Annotated in this window: 18 protein-coding genes; 10 read left to right on the top strand and 8 right to left on the bottom strand. The window is 63.2% G+C overall.

The features are described 5' to 3' along the window. Positions 1-188: 188 nt before the first annotated feature. The 3 genes from EN852_RS07630 to EN852_RS07620 all read right to left on the bottom strand — a co-directional run bounded on the left by EN852_RS07630 (position 189) and on the right by EN852_RS07620 (position 4,081). A complete protein-coding gene (locus tag EN852_RS07630) occupies positions 189-986 on the bottom strand; it encodes a xanthine dehydrogenase family protein subunit M (protein ID WP_127874162.1) in 798 nt (265 codons plus the stop codon). A gap of 119 nt (positions 987-1,105) precedes the next feature. After that, complete coding sequence (locus tag EN852_RS07625) at positions 1,106-3,454, bottom strand: xanthine dehydrogenase family protein molybdopterin-binding subunit (protein WP_127874163.1); 2,349 nt, start codon at positions 3,452-3,454, stop codon at positions 1,106-1,108. Between the two features lie 126 nt (positions 3,455-3,580). Then, entirely contained in the window at positions 3,581-4,081 is a 501-nt protein-coding gene (locus EN852_RS07620; protein WP_127874164.1) for a (2Fe-2S)-binding protein, read from the bottom strand. Positions 4,082-4,351: 270 nt separating this feature from the next. On the opposite strand from EN852_RS07620, the gene EN852_RS07615 reads away from it, so the two are divergent. After that, complete coding sequence (locus EN852_RS07615) at positions 4,352-5,521, top strand: FIST N-terminal domain-containing protein (protein ID WP_127863481.1); 1,170 nt, start codon at positions 4,352-4,354, stop codon at positions 5,519-5,521. 5 nt (positions 5,522-5,526) lie between these two features. Further along, complete coding sequence (locus EN852_RS07610; protein ID WP_127864014.1) at positions 5,527-6,861, top strand: hybrid sensor histidine kinase/response regulator; 1,335 nt, start codon at positions 5,527-5,529, stop codon at positions 6,859-6,861. Between the two features lie 483 nt (positions 6,862-7,344). On the opposite strand, the gene EN852_RS07605 is transcribed toward EN852_RS07610, so the two are convergent. Then, a complete protein-coding gene (locus tag EN852_RS07605) occupies positions 7,345-8,028 on the bottom strand; it encodes a response regulator transcription factor (RefSeq protein ID WP_127874165.1) in 684 nt (227 codons plus the stop codon). Positions 8,029-8,235: 207 nt separating this feature from the next. On the opposite strand from EN852_RS07605, the gene EN852_RS07600 reads away from it, so the two are divergent. The 5 genes from EN852_RS07600 (at position 8,236) to EN852_RS07580 (ending at position 12,326) form a co-directional block, all read left to right on the top strand. Continuing rightward, the gene (locus EN852_RS07600) at positions 8,236-8,934 is read left to right on the top strand and encodes a fumarylacetoacetate hydrolase family protein (RefSeq protein ID WP_127874166.1); all 699 of its coding nucleotides are present in this window, start codon (positions 8,236-8,238) and stop codon (positions 8,932-8,934) included. Further along, positions 8,931-9,581: a maleylacetoacetate isomerase gene (gene maiA / locus EN852_RS07595; protein ID WP_127874167.1), complete on the top strand. Its 651-nt coding sequence runs from the start codon at positions 8,931-8,933 to the stop codon at positions 9,579-9,581. The genes EN852_RS07600 and maiA overlap by 4 nt, the downstream gene beginning before the upstream one ends. Then, entirely contained in the window at positions 9,571-10,041 is a 471-nt protein-coding gene (locus EN852_RS07590) for a DUF4262 domain-containing protein (RefSeq protein WP_127874168.1), read from the top strand. Before maiA ends, EN852_RS07590 begins: the two co-directional genes overlap by 11 nt. Before the next feature lie 210 nt (positions 10,042-10,251). Then, positions 10,252-11,292, top strand: a complete 1,041-nt coding sequence (locus EN852_RS07585) for a zinc-dependent alcohol dehydrogenase family protein (protein ID WP_127874169.1) — start codon at positions 10,252-10,254, stop codon at positions 11,290-11,292. Positions 11,293-11,840: 548 nt separating this feature from the next. Further along, positions 11,841-12,326, top strand: coding sequence for a class I SAM-dependent methyltransferase (locus tag EN852_RS07580; protein WP_127874170.1), 486 nt, complete (start codon positions 11,841-11,843; stop codon positions 12,324-12,326). Positions 12,327-12,346: 20 nt separating this feature from the next. Here EN852_RS07580 and EN852_RS07575 read toward each other — a convergent pair whose 3' ends face one another. Further along, entirely contained in the window at positions 12,347-13,210 is an 864-nt protein-coding gene (locus tag EN852_RS07575) for a DMT family transporter (protein ID WP_127874171.1), read from the bottom strand. A gap of 102 nt (positions 13,211-13,312) precedes the next feature. Between EN852_RS07575 and EN852_RS07570 the strand changes: the two genes are divergently transcribed. From EN852_RS07570 to EN852_RS07560, 3 genes are all read left to right on the top strand, one after another. After that, complete coding sequence (locus EN852_RS07570) at positions 13,313-14,731, top strand: PLP-dependent aminotransferase family protein (RefSeq protein WP_127874172.1); 1,419 nt, start codon at positions 13,313-13,315, stop codon at positions 14,729-14,731. Between the two features lie 150 nt (positions 14,732-14,881). Further along, on the top strand, positions 14,882-15,463 hold the full coding sequence (locus EN852_RS07565) for a TetR/AcrR family transcriptional regulator (protein WP_127874173.1): 582 nt from the start codon (positions 14,882-14,884) through the stop codon (positions 15,461-15,463). Then, a complete protein-coding gene (locus EN852_RS07560; RefSeq protein WP_127874174.1) occupies positions 15,460-16,296 on the top strand; it encodes a DMT family transporter in 837 nt (278 codons plus the stop codon). The genes EN852_RS07565 and EN852_RS07560 overlap by 4 nt, the downstream gene beginning before the upstream one ends. Positions 16,297-16,314: 18 nt before the next feature. Here the strand turns inward: EN852_RS07560 and EN852_RS07555 are convergent, their stop codons facing one another. From EN852_RS07555 to EN852_RS07545, 3 genes are all read right to left on the bottom strand, one after another. Continuing rightward, positions 16,315-16,812 (bottom strand): MaoC family dehydratase, encoded by a 498-nt coding sequence (locus EN852_RS07555; RefSeq protein ID WP_112127469.1) that lies wholly within the window; start codon positions 16,810-16,812, stop codon positions 16,315-16,317. A 179-nt stretch (positions 16,813-16,991) separates the two neighbouring features. Next, complete coding sequence (phaP, locus tag EN852_RS07550) at positions 16,992-17,420, bottom strand: TIGR01841 family phasin (protein WP_127874175.1); 429 nt, start codon at positions 17,418-17,420, stop codon at positions 16,992-16,994. A gap of 144 nt (positions 17,421-17,564) precedes the next feature. After that, positions 17,565-18,860, bottom strand: a complete 1,296-nt coding sequence (locus tag EN852_RS07545; RefSeq protein WP_127874176.1) for a DUF445 domain-containing protein — start codon at positions 18,858-18,860, stop codon at positions 17,565-17,567. Positions 18,861-18,945: the final 85 nt, after the last annotated feature.

The following is an 18,945-nucleotide window of genomic DNA, read 5'->3' as shown; positions in this document are numbered from 1 at the left end:
ACTCGAGGCCAGCACGGGATCGCCGTACCGGAACCGCTTCGTCTCCCGCCGCGTTTATTTTGCAGTGCGGGATATTATTGTGCAAGTGCGAAGCTGCGAATTCTCGGGTATTCCCGCCAAGTTGTTGCGAATACAAAAGGAAAAGGGGCCGCGACGAGCCCCTTCCTTTGATCCGGGTTGAAAACGTTTCAGGCGTTGGCGGCTGCCACCGCGCGCTTGGCCATCACCGCGATCAGATTGGCGCGGTAGTCGGCGGAGGCATGGATATCGCTCATCAGCCCCTTTGCCGGCACTTTGAGGCCGTCGAGCGCCGAGGCGTCGAAGCTCTTCGCCAGCGCCGCCTCGATTTCCTTGGAGCGGAAGACACCGTCCTCGCCGGCCCCGGTCACCGCCGCCCTCACCCCGTCCTTGCCCTTGGCGACGAACACGCCGACGATGGCGTAGCGCGAGGCCGGGTTGCGGAACTTCTGGTAGGCCGCCTTGGCCGGAGCGGTGAAGCTCACCGCCGTGACGATCTCGCCTTCCTTCAGCGCCGTCTCGAACAGGCCCTTGAAGAATTTGTCCGCCGCGATCTCGCGCTTGTTGGTGATGATTGTCGCGCCCAGCGCCAGCAATGCCGCCGGATAGTCGGCCGCCGGATCGTTGTTGGCGATCGAGCCGCCGATCGTGCCCTTGTAGCGCACCGCCGGATCGCCGATCAGCGATGCCATATGGGCAAGCGCCGGGCAGGCCTTCTTCAGATTCGCGTCGGCCGAGACATCGTAATGCGTGGTCGCGGCACCTATGGTGACCGTCCTGCCGGACACCTTGACGCCCTGAAGCTCCTTCAGCCTCGACACGTCGACAAGGTCCGACGGCGCCGCAAGCCGCGTCTTCATGGCCGGGATTAGCGTCATGCCGCCGGAGAGAAGCTTGGCGTCGCCGCTTTTCAGCAGCTTGGCGGCATCGGCGACCGAGGCGGCGCGGTGATAGTTGACTGAGTACATGGGATCCTCCCCTAAAATGAATGGTGAATGGTGAAATAGTGAATGGTAAATGGTCCGACCGGCGCGGTATCGCGGCCCATCTTCCATTCACCATTCACAATTCACCATTCACTCCTGTTTCAGTGCTTCTTCGCACGGATCGCCGACCACACGGTCGACGGCGACGCCGGCATGGCGATGTCGACGATGCCGAGCGCATCGGCGATGGCATTGATGATCGCGGGCGGCGAGCCGATCGCGCCGGCCTCGCCGCAGCCCTTTATGCCAAGCGGATTGCTGGGACACGGCGTGTTCGAGGTCGAGACCTTGAAAGACGGCAGGTCGCCCGCTCGCGGCATTGTGTAGTCCATATAGCTTGCGGTCAGCAGCTGCCCGCTTCCGTCATAATGGGCTCCTTCGAGCAGCGCCTGCCCGATGCCTTGCGCGATGCCGCCATGCACCTGGCCCTCGACGATCATCGGATTGATGATGTTGCCGAAATCATCCGCCGCGACGAACTGGATGATGTCGGTGACACCGGTCTCCGGATCGATTTCGACCTCGCTGATGTAGCAGCCCGCCGGGAAGGTGAAGTTCGCCGGATCGTAGAAGGCGGTTTCCTTCAGGCCCGGCTCCATGCCGGCCGGCAGATTGTGAGCGGTGTAGGCGGCAAGCGCCACCTGGAACCAGGGCAGGCTCTTGTCGGTGCCGGCGACCTTGACCTCGCCGTTCTCGATGACGATGTCGCCTTCGTCCGCTTCGAGCAGGTGGGCCGCGATCTTCTTCGCCTTGGCCTCGACCTTGTCGAGCGCCTTGGCGATGGCAGACATGCCGACGGCGCCCGAGCGCGAGCCATAGGTGCCCATGCCCATCTGCACCTTGTCGGTGTCGCCATGAACGATCGAGACCGAGTCGATCGGCACGCCGAAGCGCTGGTTGACCAGTTGCGCGAAGGTCGTCTCATGGCCCTGCCCATGGCTGTGCGAGCCTGTCAGCACCTCGATAGTGCCGACGGCGTTTACCCGCACCTCAGCCGATTCCCAAAGCCCGACGCCGGCGCCGAGCGAGCCGACCGCCGCCGACGGCGCGATGCCGCAGGCCTCGATATAGCAGCTCATGCCGATGCCGCGCAGCTTGCCGCGCTTCGCGGCATCCGCCTTGCGCTTGGCGAAACCGGCATAGTCGGCCGCCTTCATCGCCGCATCGAGCGAGGCGTTATAATCGCCGGCGTCATAGTTCATGATCACCGGCGTCTGGTGCGGGAAGGAGGTGATGAAGTTCTTGCGCCTGAGTTCCGCCGGCGACACGCCGAGCTCGCGCGCGGCGGTTTCCATCGTCCGCTCCAGGAGATAGGTGGCCTCCGGCCGCCCTGCCCCGCGATAGGCATCGACCGGCGCGGTGTTGGTGTAGACGGTGCGCACATTGGCGTGGATCGCCGGGATGTTGTACTGGCCCGACAGCAGCGTGGCATAGAGATAGGTCGGCACGCAGGACGAGAACAGCGACATATAGGCGCCGATATTGGCTATCGTGTCGACCTTGAGGCCGGTGATCCGGTTGTCCTTGTCGAAGGCCATCTCCACCATCGAGACGTGGTCGCGGCCATGCGCGTCCGCCAGGAAGCTCTCGGTGCGGTCGGCCACCCATTTGACCGGGACGCCGGTCTTCTTCGAGGCCCACAGGCAGACGATCTCTTCGGGATAGATATAGATCTTGGAACCGAAGCCGCCGCCGACATCCGGGGCGATGACCCTGAGCTTGTTCTCGGGCGCGACGTTGTAGAAGGCGCTCATCACCAGCCGCGCGACATGCGGATTCTGTGATGTCGTCCAGCAGGTATAGTGGTCCTCTGCCTTGTCGTAATGGCCGAGCGCCGCTCTTGGCTCCATGGCATTCGGCACCAGCCGGTTGTTGACGATCTTCATGCGCGTGACATGGGCCGCCGACTTGATCGCCGCGTCGGTCGCCTTGGCGTCGCCGATCTCCCAGTCGAAGATCAGATTGTTGTCGGACTCGGCATGGATCTGCGGCGCGCCCTGTTGGATCGCCTTCGTGGCGTCGACCACGGCCTTCAGTTCCTTGTAGGTGATCTCGACCGCTTCCGCCGCGTCGCGCGCCTGGCCCTTGGTATCGGCGACGACGATGACGACCGCGTCGCCGACATAGCGCACCTTGTCGACCGCGAGCGGCGACCAGGCGCCCATCTTCATCGGCGTGCCGTCCTTGGAATGGATCATCCAGCCGCAGATCAAATTGCCGATGCCGTCGGCCTTGAGCTCCTTGCCGGTGAGCACGCCGACGACGCCGGGCATGCCTTGAGCCTTTTTCACGTCGATCTTCTTGATCTGCGCATGCGCGTGCGGGCTGCGCACGAACACGGCATGCTTCATGCCGGGAACCACCATGTCGTCGACGTAACGGCCGCCGCCGGTGATGAACCTCTTGTCTTCCTTGCGCGCCACGCGGGCGCCGACGCCTTCGATACCCATTAGGAAATTCCTCCCGAAAATAGCGAGTAGTGAGTAGCCAATAGCGAGTAGTGAATTGGTGGAGCGCAGAGCGGCCGGAAAAATATCGACTATTCGCTACTCACTATTTCGCTACTCGCTCGATCCTCACGCTGCCTGCTTCGCCTTGCCCTTCGACCCCTTCGCCATCGTTTGCGATGCGGCGAGGATCGCCTTCACGATGTTGTGGTAGCCCGTGCAGCGGCAGATATTGCCTTCGAGCTCGGTGCGCACCGTCGCCTCGTCGAGGCCTTCGGGATGACGCGCGATCATATCGGTTGCCGTCATGATCATGCCTGGCGTGCAGAAGCCGCATTGCAAGCCGTGATGCTCCTTGAACGCGGCCTGGACCGGATGCAGCTCCGCGCCGTCGGCCAGCCCTTCGATGGTGACGATGGTCGAGCCTGAGGCCTGAACGGCCAGCATCGTACAGGATTTCACCGCCCGGCCATCGACATGCACGACGCAGGCGCCGCATTGCGACGTATCGCAGCCGACATGCGTTCCGGTGAGGCCCAGATGTTCCCGCAGGAAATGCACCAGCAACGTTCGGTCCTCGGCGCTCCCGCTGACCCGTTTCCCATTCACAGTCAACGACACGTCCGACATGCAACCTCCCTGGGTATTAACCTTGGTTATCACTTGCCGATGCCGTGCTTCGGCAGTGCGTTATTGGGGTAGCGTACAACGGGCAAAACAGCGCTGCCAGCGCTCCGCTCCTTGTACTTTCGGTCATGGCCGGCATGCTGTGGGGCACGCTTGCAGGCCCATTGCCAAATCAGCGATTGAGGGCAAAGATGCCCTCGACGCGGAGCGTGCCTGGCACGCATAAGAAAAGAAACGCATAAAACCGCGTTGGAGGAATTGCGGAGAAGGTAGCTGGCCAGTTCGAGCACACGCTATGCGTCGGGCCTATCGGCGCTCACCACGGACGAGCCCGACCCGAATGCCTTTGCGCGGGCCATCGCGGCCGAAGCGGCGATCGTCGACGCCGGCTTCGCGCTTCTGTTCTTCTCCCAAGGCCTGGTCGACGCGGCGGCGCTGGCGCAGGCGCTGAAAGCATACGCGCCGTCGCTCGCCTATGCCGGCTGCTCGACCGCCGGCGAGATCACGCCGCAGGGACTGGAAGAAGGACATATCCTTGCCCTGCTTTTGCCCTCGGCGTCGTTTTCAACCGTCTCCACCATGGTCGAAAACCTCTCTTCGTCCAGCATGGACAGTATCACCGGCGAGGTCGTGGCGTTGCGGCGCCTGCTGCGCGGGCGCATCGGCCACGACCGCTCCAAGGGGATTTTCGCGCTCTGTTTCATCGACGGGCTGTCCTATGCCGAGGAAGCGGTGACCTCGGCCATCCACTGGGGGCTGGACGACGTCCCGCTGATCGGCGGCTCGGCCGGCGACGACCTCAAATTCGAGACGACCAGGCTGATCGCCAACGGCAAGGTCGCCTCGGACAGCGCGATCGTCGTGCTGGTCGCGACCGAGATCCCCTTCCACGTCTTCAAGACCGACAATTTCATCCCGACCGACGAGAAGCTGGTGGTGACGGCATCCGACCCGGATCATCGCGTCGTGCGCGAATTCAACGCCACCAACGCCGCGGAGGAATACGCAGCCTCCGTCGGCATCCTGCCGCAGACGCTGACGCCGCTGAGCTTTGCCTCGCACCCCGTCGTGGTGAAGGTCGGCGGCGAATATTACTGCCGCTCGATCCAGCGCATGCACCCTGACGGCTCGCTGTCTTTCTTCTGCGCCATCGACGACGGCGTGGTTCTGTCCATCGCCCAGCCGAAGAACATGGTGGAAGCGACGCGCAGCGCCCTCCAGGATGTCGAGCACAGACTGGGCGGCATCGATATGATCCTCGGCTTCGACTGCGTGCTGCGCCGGCTCGACGCCCGCAATCGCCAGGTTTTTCGCGATATCTCCGAGCTCTACCGGACCAACAAGGTCATCGGCTTCGGCACCTATGGCGAGCAGTACCGCTCGATGCACCTCAACCAGACCTTTACCGGCATCGCCTTCGGCGAGCGCCAGGCGGCCGAGTGAACGAGATGCCGCTGCGCGACATCGCCGACGTCGACAGGCTGAAGAAGATCAACGCGGCGCTTGTCAGCCGCGTCGAGCGCTCGATGGACCAGCAGGGCAACGCCTTCTCGCTGTTCCAGACCGCGATTTCGCTGGAAAACCGGGTGCGCAACCGCACCGAGGAACTGCACGCGACGCTGCGCCGGCTCGAGCAATCGAACATCGATCTCAGCGCGGCGAAGGAAAACGCCGAGCTGGCGAACCTCTCCAAGACCAGGTTCCTCGCCGCCGCCAGCCACGACGTGCTGCAGCCGCTCAACGCCGCGCATCTGTCGGTCTCGGCGCTGGCCGAGGTCCAGACCAGCGAGGAAGGCAAAAAGCTGGTGCGCCAGGTCGAGCGCTCGCTGGAGACGATGGAAGACCTCTTACGCACGCTGCTCGACATCTCCAAGCTCGACGCCGGCGTTGTGCAGCCCGAAATCGGAGACGTCAGCCTGGAAACGCTGTTTTCGTCGCTGCGCTCGGATTTCCAGCCCGAGGCTGAGAAAAAAGGCCTGTCGCTGAAGTTCCGGCCGGTCAATGTCGTGGTGCGCTCCGACCGCACGCTGCTCAGGCGCATCCTGCAGAACATCCTCTCCAACGCGCTGCGCTACACCCGCTCCGGCGGCGTGCTGGTCGGCACCAGGCACCGCGGCGATACCATCCGCATCGACGTCGCCGACACCGGCTGCGGCATTGCCGAGGACCAGCGCGAGGCGGTGTTCGAGGAGTTCCATCGCGGCACCTCGACGCTTGCCGACGGCGGATTGGCCGGCGGACTGGGGCTGGGCCTCGCCATCGTGCGCCGCATGGCGGCCGCACTAGGCCATCCCGTCACCTTTTCCTCGAGGGTTGGGCGCGGCACCATCTTCCACATCGACGTGCCGATCGGCATGGCAGCCGAACCGGCGACGGCCATCGCCGACATGGACCGTCCGCGCGGCTACGGCCTCTTCGGCACCAAGGTCTTGCTGGTCGAGAACGACGCCGACGTGCTCTCCGCCATGACTTCGCTGCTCGAACGCTGGCAGTGCCTGGTGCGCGCAGCGACCTCCACCGACGACGCGCTCGATCTTCTGGGCGACACCGACTGGGTGCCCGACATCGTCATCGCCGACCAGCATCTCGACGGTGGCGACCTCGGCACCGCGACAATAGCCGAAGTGCGCGACTATCTCGGCCGTCCGGTGCCGGCGCTGATCGTCACCGCCGATGGGTCAGAGCTCGTCGCCAAGGCGGCGCGCGCCGCCGGCATAGAGCTGATGCGCAAGCCGCTGAAGCCGGCGCAGCTGCGCGCGCTGCTGGCGCATCTGCTGGCTTAGGATCTCTGGTCCCTTCTCCCCGTCACCATACGGGAGAAGGTGGCGGCGGCCGGATGAGGGGCGGCGCCGACGTTGCGGGAAAGCCGTCTGCTCCTAAAAATCCACGCAGTGGTGAGTGATTTTGCAAACAGCTAGATAGTCAGAGAACTAGACGGCCGGAGAAGGACAAAATGGAAAAGGAAGTGCCGTTTGAGGTTGCGGTTATCGACGACGAGTCATACGAAAATTTAGTGGCCGAGGTTAGATTTCCTTCGAAGGAATTTGGACTAATACTTAGTCAAGAGGAGTCCCGCGAAAGAATAGACGTTTCAATTTTTTCGTTCATATCAGACGGCCGAGAAAAATTCTAAGAAACAAAAACACACCGGAGGTATGTATCGAACTAAACTTACTTCTGTCAGCAATTGATGAGGCTGTTCGGAGATTGAAGCTCCTTGATATACCAAGGTAGCTTAAAATTGGAATTGCGGTGACAGTGCAGGGTTAAAATCCAGCCTGATCCCTGAACAGCTCCGCATTGTCCAGCTTCGACACTTCGATCACCGCCTGCGTGCGGCTATACACATTGAGCTTGCGCAAAATCTCCGAAACATGCGCCTTCACGGTGGTCTCGCCAACCTGCAGCTCATAGGCGATCTGCTTGTTGAGCATGCCCTGGCGCAGCATCTGCAGCACCCTCAGCTGCTGCGGCGTCAGTCTGGCCAGGCGCTGCACCATGTCGGCGCGGTCGGTGCTATCGGGGTCGGGCTTCTGGCCCTCGTAGTTCTCCGGCACGTAGACAGCGCCCTCCATCACAGAGCGTATGGCGGCGGCGAGATCGCTCTTGCGCGCCGATTTCGGGATGAAGCCGGCCGCGCCATAGGACAGCGCCTCGGAAATGATCTTCGGCTCCTCATAGCCTGAGACGATCACCACCGGCAGCCGCGGATAGCGGGTCCTCAGCTGCAACAGCCCCTCGAAACCATGCACGTCGGGCATGCTGAGATCGAGCAGCGCCAGATCGAAGGGCTTGGCGTCGGCAAGAAGCTCGATCGCTTCCGCGATCGAGCGCGCCTCGACCGTGTCGACGTCCGGATAGGCCATCTGCACGGCGCTGTGCAGCGCCTCGCGAAACAGCGGGTGGTCGTCGATGATCAGAAAGCGGGCGCGGTCGCTGACGGAGCTCATGGCAGAGGTTCGGGCATGGGTTCGATTTCGTCTGGCACAGGATAGTCCGGTGACCATGGCCAGATTATTGGCAAATAGTATATCGCCCAATGGTACAGGGCGTGCGATTGAAACGACAGGCGGACGTGCGCGTGAGCGTCCTCAGTCTTGCCCGGCCGTCGAAATCGGCCGAGAGTGCGCAGATTCATGCCAGCATAGAGACCGTCCATGCCAGAATTCGTCCTTCCGCCGCCAGCAATCGCCTCGGTCGCCATTGCCGGATCGGCGGAACGGTTTGCCGTGCGCCGTATCTTCTGCGTCGGCCGCAATTACGCAGCACACGCGCGTGAGCTCGGCAATGACGAGCGCGATCCGCCCTTCTTCTTCACCAAGCCGGCCGATGCGGTTGTCGACAGCGGCGCCGATATCCCCTACCCGCCGCTGACCTCCAACCTGCATCACGAGATCGAGCTGGTCGTCGCCATCGGCAAGGCCGGCTTCCGCATTCCGCGCGCCGATGCGCTCGCCCATGTCTGGGGCTATGGCGTCGGCGTCGACCTGACGCGCCGCGACCTGCAGGATCAGGCGAAGAAAGCCGCGCGTCCGTGGGACTGGTCGAAGGCCTTCGACCAGTCAGCACCTTGCGGTCCGCTGGTTCCGGCTACGAAATCAGGCCACCCGGAGAACGGCCGCATCTGGCTCGCCGTCAACGGCGCGGTGAAGCAGGACGGCGATCTTGCCGAGCTGATCTGGCCGATCGCCGACATCGTCTCGATCTGCAGCGAGGCGGTCGAGCTTCGGCCGGGCGACCTGATCTTCACCGGCACGCCGGCCGGCGTCGGCGCGGTCCAGGCCGGCGACAGGATCACCGGCGGCGTCGACGGCATCGGCATGGTCGATGTGGCTATCGGACAGCCGAGGCGATGAGCGACCTCGTGCTCCATAACTACTACCGTTCGTCCACCTCCTACCGGGTGCGGATCGCGCTGGCGATGAAGGGGCTGGACTACACCTATGTGCCGCACCATCTGCGCCACGGCGAGCATCTCGAGCCCGCCTATCTTGCGGTCAACCCGCAAGGCTTGGTGCCGGCGCTGGTGCTGGACGGCGGCAGGCTTTTGACGCAGTCGCTGGCGATCATCGAATATCTCGACGAGATCGAGCCCGAGCCGCCGCTGCTGCCGAAGGATGCGCCGGGCCGTGCGCGCGTGAGAATGCTGGCGCAGATGATCGCCTGCGACATCCACCCGGTGAACAATCTGCGCGTGCTGACCTCGCTGCGCGCTTTGTTCGGCGCCGGCGATGAGGACGTCGTCAACTGGTTCCGGCATTGGGTGAACGAAGGTTTCCAGCCGCTTGAAAAGATTCTCGCCTCCTCGCCCGAGACCGGCACCTTCTGTCACGGCGACACACCGGGCCTCGCCGACATCTGCCTCGCCGCCCAGGTGACCAACAACGCCCGCTTCGGCGTCGACATGGCGCCCTACCCGGTGATTTCACGCATCAACGCCGCTTGCATGGCGCTGCCGGCGTTCCAGAAGGCAGCGCCGCAGAACCAGATCGATGCCGAGTAGGGAAGCGAAAGACGCCGAGGAGGCCAAGGCGCTCGCCGACATCGAAGAGTACGGCTGCCACATCCTCTATGTGCTGGAGGAGGACGAGCATCCGCCATTCGCATACTCGGTCGGGATCGAGCACAATTTTGGCGTCCCGGAATTGGTCGTCATCGGGCTCAAGCCGGAGCTTTCGATGACCATCATCAACGAGTATTGCCGACGGGTGCGCAGCGGCGAGAAGTTCCGTGTTGGTGAGCGGGCGTCGGGCTTTCTGGGAGGTGGCTTCGACTGCCAGTTCGGTGCGGTCCATCCCGATCACTACCAAGAATATTTCGGCTGGGACATATGGTTCTACGACGGCCCGGATTTCCGGATTATGCAGCTTATCTCTCCGACAACGTCCGGTGTTTGGCCATGGGATGCCGAAGCCGACGAATGGTTTCGCAAACGGCAGCCACTGCTTGATGCCCCACCATAACTAACGCCCCACTCTGAGCGTCACCGCCCAGAACGCCAGCGCAGCCAGGCCGATGCCGGCGTGCTTGCGCCCGACGACACGCGGCTGGCCGATTTCCGCGAGCAGCCGGTTTAGCCGCGCAACCCGCCGGCCCCGACACTGGCAGAATCGATTTCCGGTCGACCGGCGGCGGAATCGGCTATCGTCACCTCAAAAATGTGGGAGTTGCCGATGAAAGCCGTTGTCTTCGAAAAATTCGGCGAGGCGCCGACGATCCAGACCGTGCCCGATCCGAAGCCGGCCCCGGACGGCGTCGTCATCAAGGTCGAGGCGACCGGTCTTTGCCGCAGCGACTGGCACGGCTGGATGGGCCATGACGACGGCATCACGCTGCCGCACGTCCCTGGACATGAACTGGCGGGCGTCGTGGTGGCCGCCGGCAAGCAGGTCAGCCGCTGGAAGGCTGGCGACCGCGTCACCGTGCCCTTCGCCGTCGGCTGCGGCCGCTGCTTCGAATGCACCTCCGGCAATCACCAGGTCTGCGAGCACCAGACGCAGCCTGGCTTCACCGGCTGGGGCTCCTTCGCCGAATATGTCGGCATCGAGCACGCCGACACCAATCTCGTGCGCCTGCCCGAAGAGATGGAATACGCGACCGCCGCCAGCCTCGGCTGCCGCTTCGTCACCTCGTTTCGCGCCATTGTGGACCAGGGGCGGGTGAAGCCCGGCGAATGGGTCGCGGTGCATGGCTGCGGAGGAGTAGGCCTCTCGGCGATCATGATCGCCAGCGCGATGGGCGCCAACGTCATTGCCATCGACCTCACCGACGAGAAGCTGGAGTTTGCCAGAAAGATCGGCGCCGTGGCGACGATCAACGCCTCGACGACGCCGAATGTCGTCAAGGCGGTCAAGCAGATCACCAATGGCGGCGCGCATATGTCGATGGACGCGCTGGGACACCCGACCACCTCGTTCAACTCGATCTCGAACCTGCGCCGGCGCGGCCGCCACGTTCAGGTCGGGCTGATGCTGGGCGAGCATGCCCGCCCGCAAGTGCCGATGGACAAGATAATCGCCTTCGAGCTCGAAATCCTCGGCAGCCACGGCATGCAAGCTTACCGCTACTCCGCGATGATGGAGATGATCCGCACCGGCAAGCTGAAGCCGGAACTGCTGGTCGGCAAGAAGATCAGCCTCGAGGAAGCGCCGGCCGCTCTCATGGCGATGGGCGGCTTCGAAGGGATCGGCATCGGGGTGGTGACGAAGTTTTAGCACGCGCTAGGCAAAGGCGGCGAGCGCCCGCGCTTATCGTGCTTGCAGTATTTTTATAAGGAACATAAAGTGAACATCATATTGGAATAAACCAATGTATGTTGGGCTGAGGGCAATGAGGCTTGCTTCGTACTTATTTTTGTTTGTGTTGCTGGTTTCTACGGTTGATGCGGCTGCTGCAGAGCAAGTAAGCCGTGGGGCAACCCCAGATTGGCCACCCGCCCCTGCGGCAGCATCGCCAGGATGGGATGCTCCGCGCTTTGAGAAATACCCTGCAAGCCGACCCCCGAAGGCCCTGGGGCAATGCCTCGCTTCAACGGACCAAACTGGACGCCGGAAACCAAAGCCAAAATTAGGGAAGCGGTGAAATCCGGCTACAATTTCGCCGGACACTATACGATCGCCGAAGTGGCATGCGGCACTGAATGTAAATCTGCTTGGGTTGTCTACGGACGAAGCGGCGCGATCCACGCCTTCCCGTTGGGTGGGGAAGGCACAAGCAGCTTGAAACTGGTCTACAATGTGAAAAGCCGATTGATAAAGTCCGCATGCCGTCTGATGAGGCGAAGATATCGCCCGGCGATGAATTGAGCTTCGAAACCTTTCCGGCGAGGGTTTTTCAAAACGGGCCTGTTAAACTGCCTCAGTTCGATGGCAGAGACCGCGGGGCGCGGGAATATCGCACAAGAATATCAGATGCGATGAAATCCGGCGCGAATTTTGCCGGACATTACACGATTGTCGAAATCGGATGCGGTACAGGTTATTTATGTGTGTATTTCGCGGATACAAATAGTGGAAAAGTTTGGGATTTCCCGCTTGGCGGTATGGAATACTCGAATTTGGAACTGAAATACTCGTTGGATAGTCGATTGATAAAGGCCCGATGGATAGACGGCTTAAATGGTAATGAGGCAGACTGTGCGGAGTCGGTTGCTGAATGGGATGGTCGCAATTTCAGCAGCTTCGGCAAGACACATCGTGGGGTGGCTGACGAAACCTACTGTTCATTTGACCCACCTCAAAACGAATAGGGCTCAATTTCACCAAGCCCCTACCGCGCGAACTTCTTCGCCCCGAACACGCAGGCCACGACGCCGAGCGTGACGACCATCATCATCGAGCTGACCTTTTCGTGCAGCAGGCTCGCCGCCAACGCCAGGCCGAAGAAGGGCTGCAGGAGCTGCAGCTGCCCGACGGCGGCGATGCCGCCTTGCGCGAGGCCGCGATACCAGAAGATGAAGCCGATCAGCATGCTGAACAGCGAGACATAGGCGAGGCCGATCCAGGCGCTTGAGCCGATGGCCGCGAAGGACGGCGGCAGCGTCAGAAAACTCAGCGCCAGCATGACCGGCAGCGACAGCGCCAGCGCCCAGCAGATCACCTGCCAGCCGCCGAGCTTGCGCGACAGCTTGGCCCCTTCGGCGTAGCCCAGCCCGCAGACGATGATGGCGCCGAGCATCAGGCCGTCGCCGACCGGCGAGGCGGTCACGCCTTGCGCCAGGGCAAAGCCGGCGACCAAAGCGCTGCCCAGGCACGAGAACAGCCAGAAAGCCGGGCGAGGACGGTCGCCGCCGCGCAGCACGCCGAAGATCGCGGTCGCCAGCGGCAGCAGGCCGACAAAGATGATCGAATGCGCCGAAGTGACATGCCTCAGCGCCAGCGCCGTCAGCAATGGAAAGCCGACCACGACGCCCAGCGCGACGACCGCGAGCGAGATCAGATCTCCTCGCTCCGGACGCTTTTCGCGGAACAGCAGCAGCATCGCAATCCCGAGCAAACCGGCGATCGCCGCCCTGGCCGCCGTCAGGAAGGTCGGGTCGAAATCCATCACCGCCACTCGCGTCGCCGGCAGTGATCCGCTGAAGATCAGCACCCCGATGAAGCCGCTGAGCCAGCCGTCGAAACTCTTTTCCATGATCTGCTCCGTTTGCGCTTCCCTACCGGCGCCGGCCATGGTGTCGCCAGAGACAATGGAGTACAATTCCACAAAACTGTAATGGTCAGCGGGGAAGTACAGATGGACGTATCAGGCCCAAATGCCAGCGGCGCCACCCTCGTCGAAACCGTCATGGCGGCAATCCGTCAGCGTATCGCGGCGCGCACGCTGACGCCCGGAGCCCGCCTGCCGTCGATACGGGCCATGGCCAAATCCATGCAGGTGTCGAAGTCGACCGTGGTCGAGGCCTATGAGCGCCTTGCGGCGGAAGGCACGATCCGTTCGCGCCCGGGCTCCGGCTTCTACGCCGCCGGCCAGCTTGCGCCATTGTCGCTGGCCGAGATCGGCCCTCGGCTTGACCGCGCCGTCGACCCGCTCTGGGTGTCGCGGCAATCGCTGGAAGCGGGCGAGGAGATGCTGAAACCCGGCTGCGGCTGGCTGCCGGCGTCCTGGATGCCGCAGGCGGCCCTGCGCCGGGCGTTGCGCAGCGCGGCCCGCGCGGAGGACGTGGCGCTTGCGGACTACGGCACGCCGCTTGGCCTGCCGCCGCTGCGCCAATTGCTGGCAAGGCGCATGGCCGAGCATGGCATCGAGGTCTCGCCGGACCAGATCATGCTGACCGACTGCGGCACCCAGGCGATCGACCTTTTGTGCCGCTTCCTGCTCGAACCCGGCGATGCCGTGCTGGTCGACGACCCCTGCTATTTCAACTTCCATGCGCTGTTGCGCGCGCACCAGGCCAAAGTGGTTGGCGTTCCTTACACGCCTTCGGGACCGGACATCGAGCTTTTCGCCGCCGCGCTCGCCGAGCACCGCCCGCGCCTCTACATCACCAATTCCGGCATCCACAACCCGACGGGCGCGATCCTGTCGCCGGTCACCGCGCATCGGTTGCTGAAGCTCGCCGACCAGGCGGATCTCACCATCGTCGAGGACGATATCTTTGCCGACTTCGAACACAGCCCTGCCCCGAGGCTCGCGGCGTTTGACGGACTGCAGCGCGTCATCCAGATCGGCTCCTTCTCCAAGACGCTGTCGGCCTCGGTGCGCTGCGGCTTCATCGCCGCGCCACCCGACTGGATGGAGGGCCTGACCGATCTCAAGATCGCCACGACATTCGGCGGTGCGCGGCTGTCCGCTGAACTGGTGCTGACCCTTTTGAAGGACGGCAGCTACCGCAAGCATGTCGAGCAGTTGCGCACGCGCCTGTCGCGCGCCATGGCCGAGACCGCGGGCAGGCTGAAGGCGATCGGCATCACGCCCTGGATCGACCAGCCGGCCGGCATGTTCCTCTGGTGCCGCCTGCCCGACGGCATCGATGCCGCCGATGTCGCCCGCCATGCACTGTCGGACAATGTCGTGCTGGCGCCTGGCAACGCCTTCAGCCTGTCGCACACCGCGGGCCGCTTCATGCGCTTCAATGTGGCGCAATGCGAAGACCAGCGCATTTTCAGGGCCCTGGACAAAGCGATGGCGGCATCCCGCCGCAAAGCCGCGTAGGCGCGACCGTCGATTGCCCAAGCGATCTTGCGGGGGGCTCAAAGCCGGATGCCGGTTGCGCTTGCCTCCCGCCTCCGGTCCAACCGGCAATTGACAGGCCTAGTCGCGCAAGACATAGATAGACAGACCTGTCTCACTACAACTGCTGTCATGACCGAACCGACCAGAACCGACAAGCGCCAGCACATCGTTGAAACCGCCTATGCGTTGTTCAAGCGCGTGGGCTTTCACGCCACCGGCATCGACCGCATCATCGCCGAAGCCGACGTGGCCAAGATGACCATGTACCGGCACTTTCCCAGCAAGGACGATTTGATGGTCGAGGTCCTGGCCTACCGTGCGGGGCGCTTCGAGCGTCAACTCGACCGTGTCGCTGAAACGGCGGCCATGCCCGAACAGAAAATCGGCACAATCTTCGACTGGTACGGTCGCTGGTTCCACAGCGCCGACTTCCACGGCTGCCTGTTCGCGCATGCCCTGGCCGAATTCGGCGATCCGGCGCACCCGGTGTTTCAGGCCGCCGCCAGGCAGAAGAATGACCTCAAGCGGCGGATGCAGTTGATCCTCGAAGAGATGATGCCCGCCGACGAGGCCGACAGTATTTCGGCCGCCCTGCTGATGCTGATCGAAGGCGCGACGCTGATGGCCCGGATGGGACAGCCAGACACCGCCATTCGCGACGCCCGCAAGGCGGCAATGGCCATCCTCGCCGCGCGGGAGAGATTGCAATGAGCGCGACAGTCATTGGCCTGGCGCTGTTCGCCGCGATCCTGCACGCCAGCTGGAACGCCTTCTTGCGAACCGGCAGCGACAGGCTGTGGACCGTCACGGTCATGAGCTTCTCGGCAACGGTCGCCGCCATTCCGCTGGCGCTCTTCCATCAGCTGCCGGTGCCATCGGCCTGGCCCTATATCGTTCTCTCGGCATGCCTCCAGGTCGGCTACAGCCTCTTTCTGGTGGCAGCCTACCGTTACGGCGAATTGGGACAGGTCTACCCGATCGTTCGCGGCTCGGTGCCGCTCCTGGTGACACTCGGCGGGTTCGCTCTGGCGGGCGAGCGCCTGAGCACGCTTCAGACCCTTGGCGTCGTTCTCGCCGCGCTCGGCATCATGAGCCTTTCGCTTGGCAAAGGGCGTGCGGCAACCACATCAATCCTGTATGCCCTGGCGACCGGCGCGATCATCGCGGCCTATGCGACAGTCGACGCCGTCGGTGTCCGGTCGGCGGGAAGCTCAGGCGCCTACACGGCCTGGGTGCTGCTGGTCTACGGCATGCTGCTGCCGGTCACCTTCATCATCTGCCGCGGCAAGCTCACCGTCGACCTTCGTTCGCCCGACGCGCTGAAGGCGCTTGGCGGCGGGATTTTCGCCCTGATTGCCTACGGCGCCGTGGTTGCGGCCTTCGCGCTCGGGCCGGCCGGCCCGATCACGGCCATCCGCGAGACGAGCGTGGTTTTCGCGGTGCTGATTGGACGGCTCTTCCTGGGAGAGACACTGACGCCGAAGCGCATTGCGGCCTGCGGCGTTGTCGCGCTAGGCGCGATCTGCCTTGGCTATCATGGATGATGCCGTTCTCAGAGACCCCTAAGCGCCTGCCCGCTTGCGGCGCTCATACATCATCACCAGCGTCTCGGCGGTCAGCGCCGGCTTCTGCTCGCCTTCGATCTCGACGGTGTTGGCGGCCTTCATCAAATACTGGCCGGGGCCGCGATCTTCCATGGAAAGCAGCGTGATGCGCAGCCTGATGCGCGCCCCGGCTTTTACCGGCGCCAGGAAGCGCACCTTGTCGAAGCCGTAGTTGAAGGCGGCCTGCGTGTTTTCCGGCACGATGCCCATCTCCAGCGCCAGCGCGCCGATGATCGACAAGGTCAGATAGCCATGCGCGATCGTGGTGCGGAACGGGCTCTGCCGCTTTGCCCGCTCGGGATCGACATGGATCCACTGATGGTCGCCCGTGCATTCGGCGAACTGGTCGATGCGCCGCTGGTCGACCGTCGTCCAATCGGACACGCCAAGCTCTTGCCCGGACATCGTGCGCAACTGTTCAAAAGTCGGCGGCGTCCTCCGCCGTGGTTCGGTCATTCCGGCTTTCCCGTCACTCTAGCCTGTCTCCCGACCATGAAGCGGCAGCCTCTGTCAATTCGACGCTTCGCAATTTTCGCCGGCAGAGTTGATGCTTTCATGGCAAGCGGAGAACGCGCCCGCGCTTGGACCGGTTGCATCGCATGCCAGTCGATGTGGGTCCGAAACCGCCGGGCAGCCTATTTCTTTTCGTAGCCGGCGCGGATTTCAGCCATCGCATCCCTGATCCGGTCGCGCAGGATCTCGACCGATTCAGTGCTGGATTTGCGCACAAGGTCAGCCACTTCGCTGGCGTTCTTCAGCGTCGTCTCGAACGCCTTGCGGGCAAATTCAGCCTGCTTGCTCATCAGGTCCTGTGGGTTGCCGGGCGTCTGGTAGTTCTGCGCCATCCGCGTGATTTCGTTTATGGCGTTCTGCACCATCTGATGCTGCCTCGCCAGCACCGAGGAGGCGCCGGCCGCGCCTGCCCTCGCCGACTTTTCCAGGGCTTCGAGGTTCTTGCGATGATGATCGAGGATCGCCTGGACATCGACATTCGGCAGTTTCAGGTCGCGGCCGAACCTGCTGAACATGTCGAGGAACGAGTCGGATTCCGGTTGTTTTGCCATGCCTGCCTCCCGTTTGCCGCGTTCGCGGCGTCCCAAGAGCAATTCCAGGAAAAGTGTGTAACGGTTAAGCTCGGCGACTTTGCCGTAGCCTTCCGTCCGGAATTGCCTAGGACCCAAGGCAGAATAGTGCACGCCGGGCCGGCGTCAATTGACCAGAAACAGCCGCTCCGCCGTATAGAGCGCCAAGCCGGCCAGCCCGCCGATGATCATGCCGTTGAAGCGGATGTATTGCAGGTCCTTGCCGATATTCGTCTCGATCAGCCGCGTCAGCTGCGCCAGGTCCCAGCGCTTGACCTGGTCGGCGATGAATTTCGACACGCCGCTCTTCTGGCTTTCCACGAACGAGGACAGCGCCACGACAAAGCCCTGGTTCATGTCGGCCCTGATCTGCGCGTCATCGGCCAGACGCCGGCCGATTTCGACGAACATATTCGCCAGGTGCTCGCGGATCGTCGAATTCGGCGCATTGACGTCCTGCTCGATGAACAGGCGCAGGCTCGCCCAGGCATCGCCGGCCAGCGCCCTAACCTCCGGGCGGCCGAGGAAATCGCGCTTCAGCTTCTCGGCGCGCCTTGCATACTGCTTCGAGGTCCTGAGCCGCTCGATGAAGGCAAGCGCGAAACGGTCGAATTCAGCCCGCATCGGATGATCGGGATCGGCCCTCACCTCATCCAGCAGCGAGCCCGCTGAGGCGACGATTTTCTTCAAGAGGTAAGCATCGGCGCGAAACAGGTTGAACAGCGACGGCAATTCCTCGCGGATTTTCTCGCGCATCGTCGCCAGCGCCTGCTCTTCATTGAGGAAGCGCCCGACGACCCTGGTGAATTCATCGAACAACTTCTGATGGCGGCGATCGTCGGTCAGCGCCGACAGCAGGTCGGCGGCCAAAGGCGCCAGCGGCACCTTTTCGATCTGCTCCAGCATGCGGCTGGTGACGAAGTCGCGCAGGCCGGATTGCTCCACCGCTGTCAGCGTCTGCGGTACCAGCCGCGCGACGAATCGCGACAGGCCGGCGGCACGCTCGGCGTCGGCCAGCCAGTCGGCGACCAGAGCGGCGAAATCGACCTCGGCAAGCTTTTCGCGCACCGGCTCCGGCGCCAGGAAATTGGCCGCTATGAAGCGGCCGAGATTGTCGGCGATGCGGTGCTGGTTCTCCGGAATGATCGCCGTGTGCGGAATGGGCAGTCCGAGCGGCCGTCTGAACAGCGCCACCACGGCATACCAGTCGGCGATGCCGCCTATGGTCGCCGCCTCGGCGAAAGCGGCGACGAAGCCGAGCCACGGATAGACAGCCTGGAAGGACTTCGCCAGCGCAAAGACAAGGATGCACAGCCCAAGCGCGGCCGCGGCGATGAACTTGGTCCGCCGCAGCGCCGAGCGCTTTGCCTGCGCATCGGCGTCGAATCGAACCGGCGCGAGGGCCGGAGCTGATTGAGACATGAAAAGGCCGTTTCCTGTTTGCACCCGCCTCTATCTAGTGCCTGCGCCTGCGAAACGCTCGCTCGAACCTTGGGAGCCATATCGG

Source organism: Mesorhizobium sp. M2E.F.Ca.ET.209.01.1.1, assembly GCF_004010375.2.
Classification (GTDB): Bacteria; Pseudomonadota; Alphaproteobacteria; order Rhizobiales; family Rhizobiaceae; genus Mesorhizobium.
The sequence above is the reverse complement of the archived record's forward strand: the minus strand, read 5'-3'. Positions and strand labels throughout refer to the sequence as shown.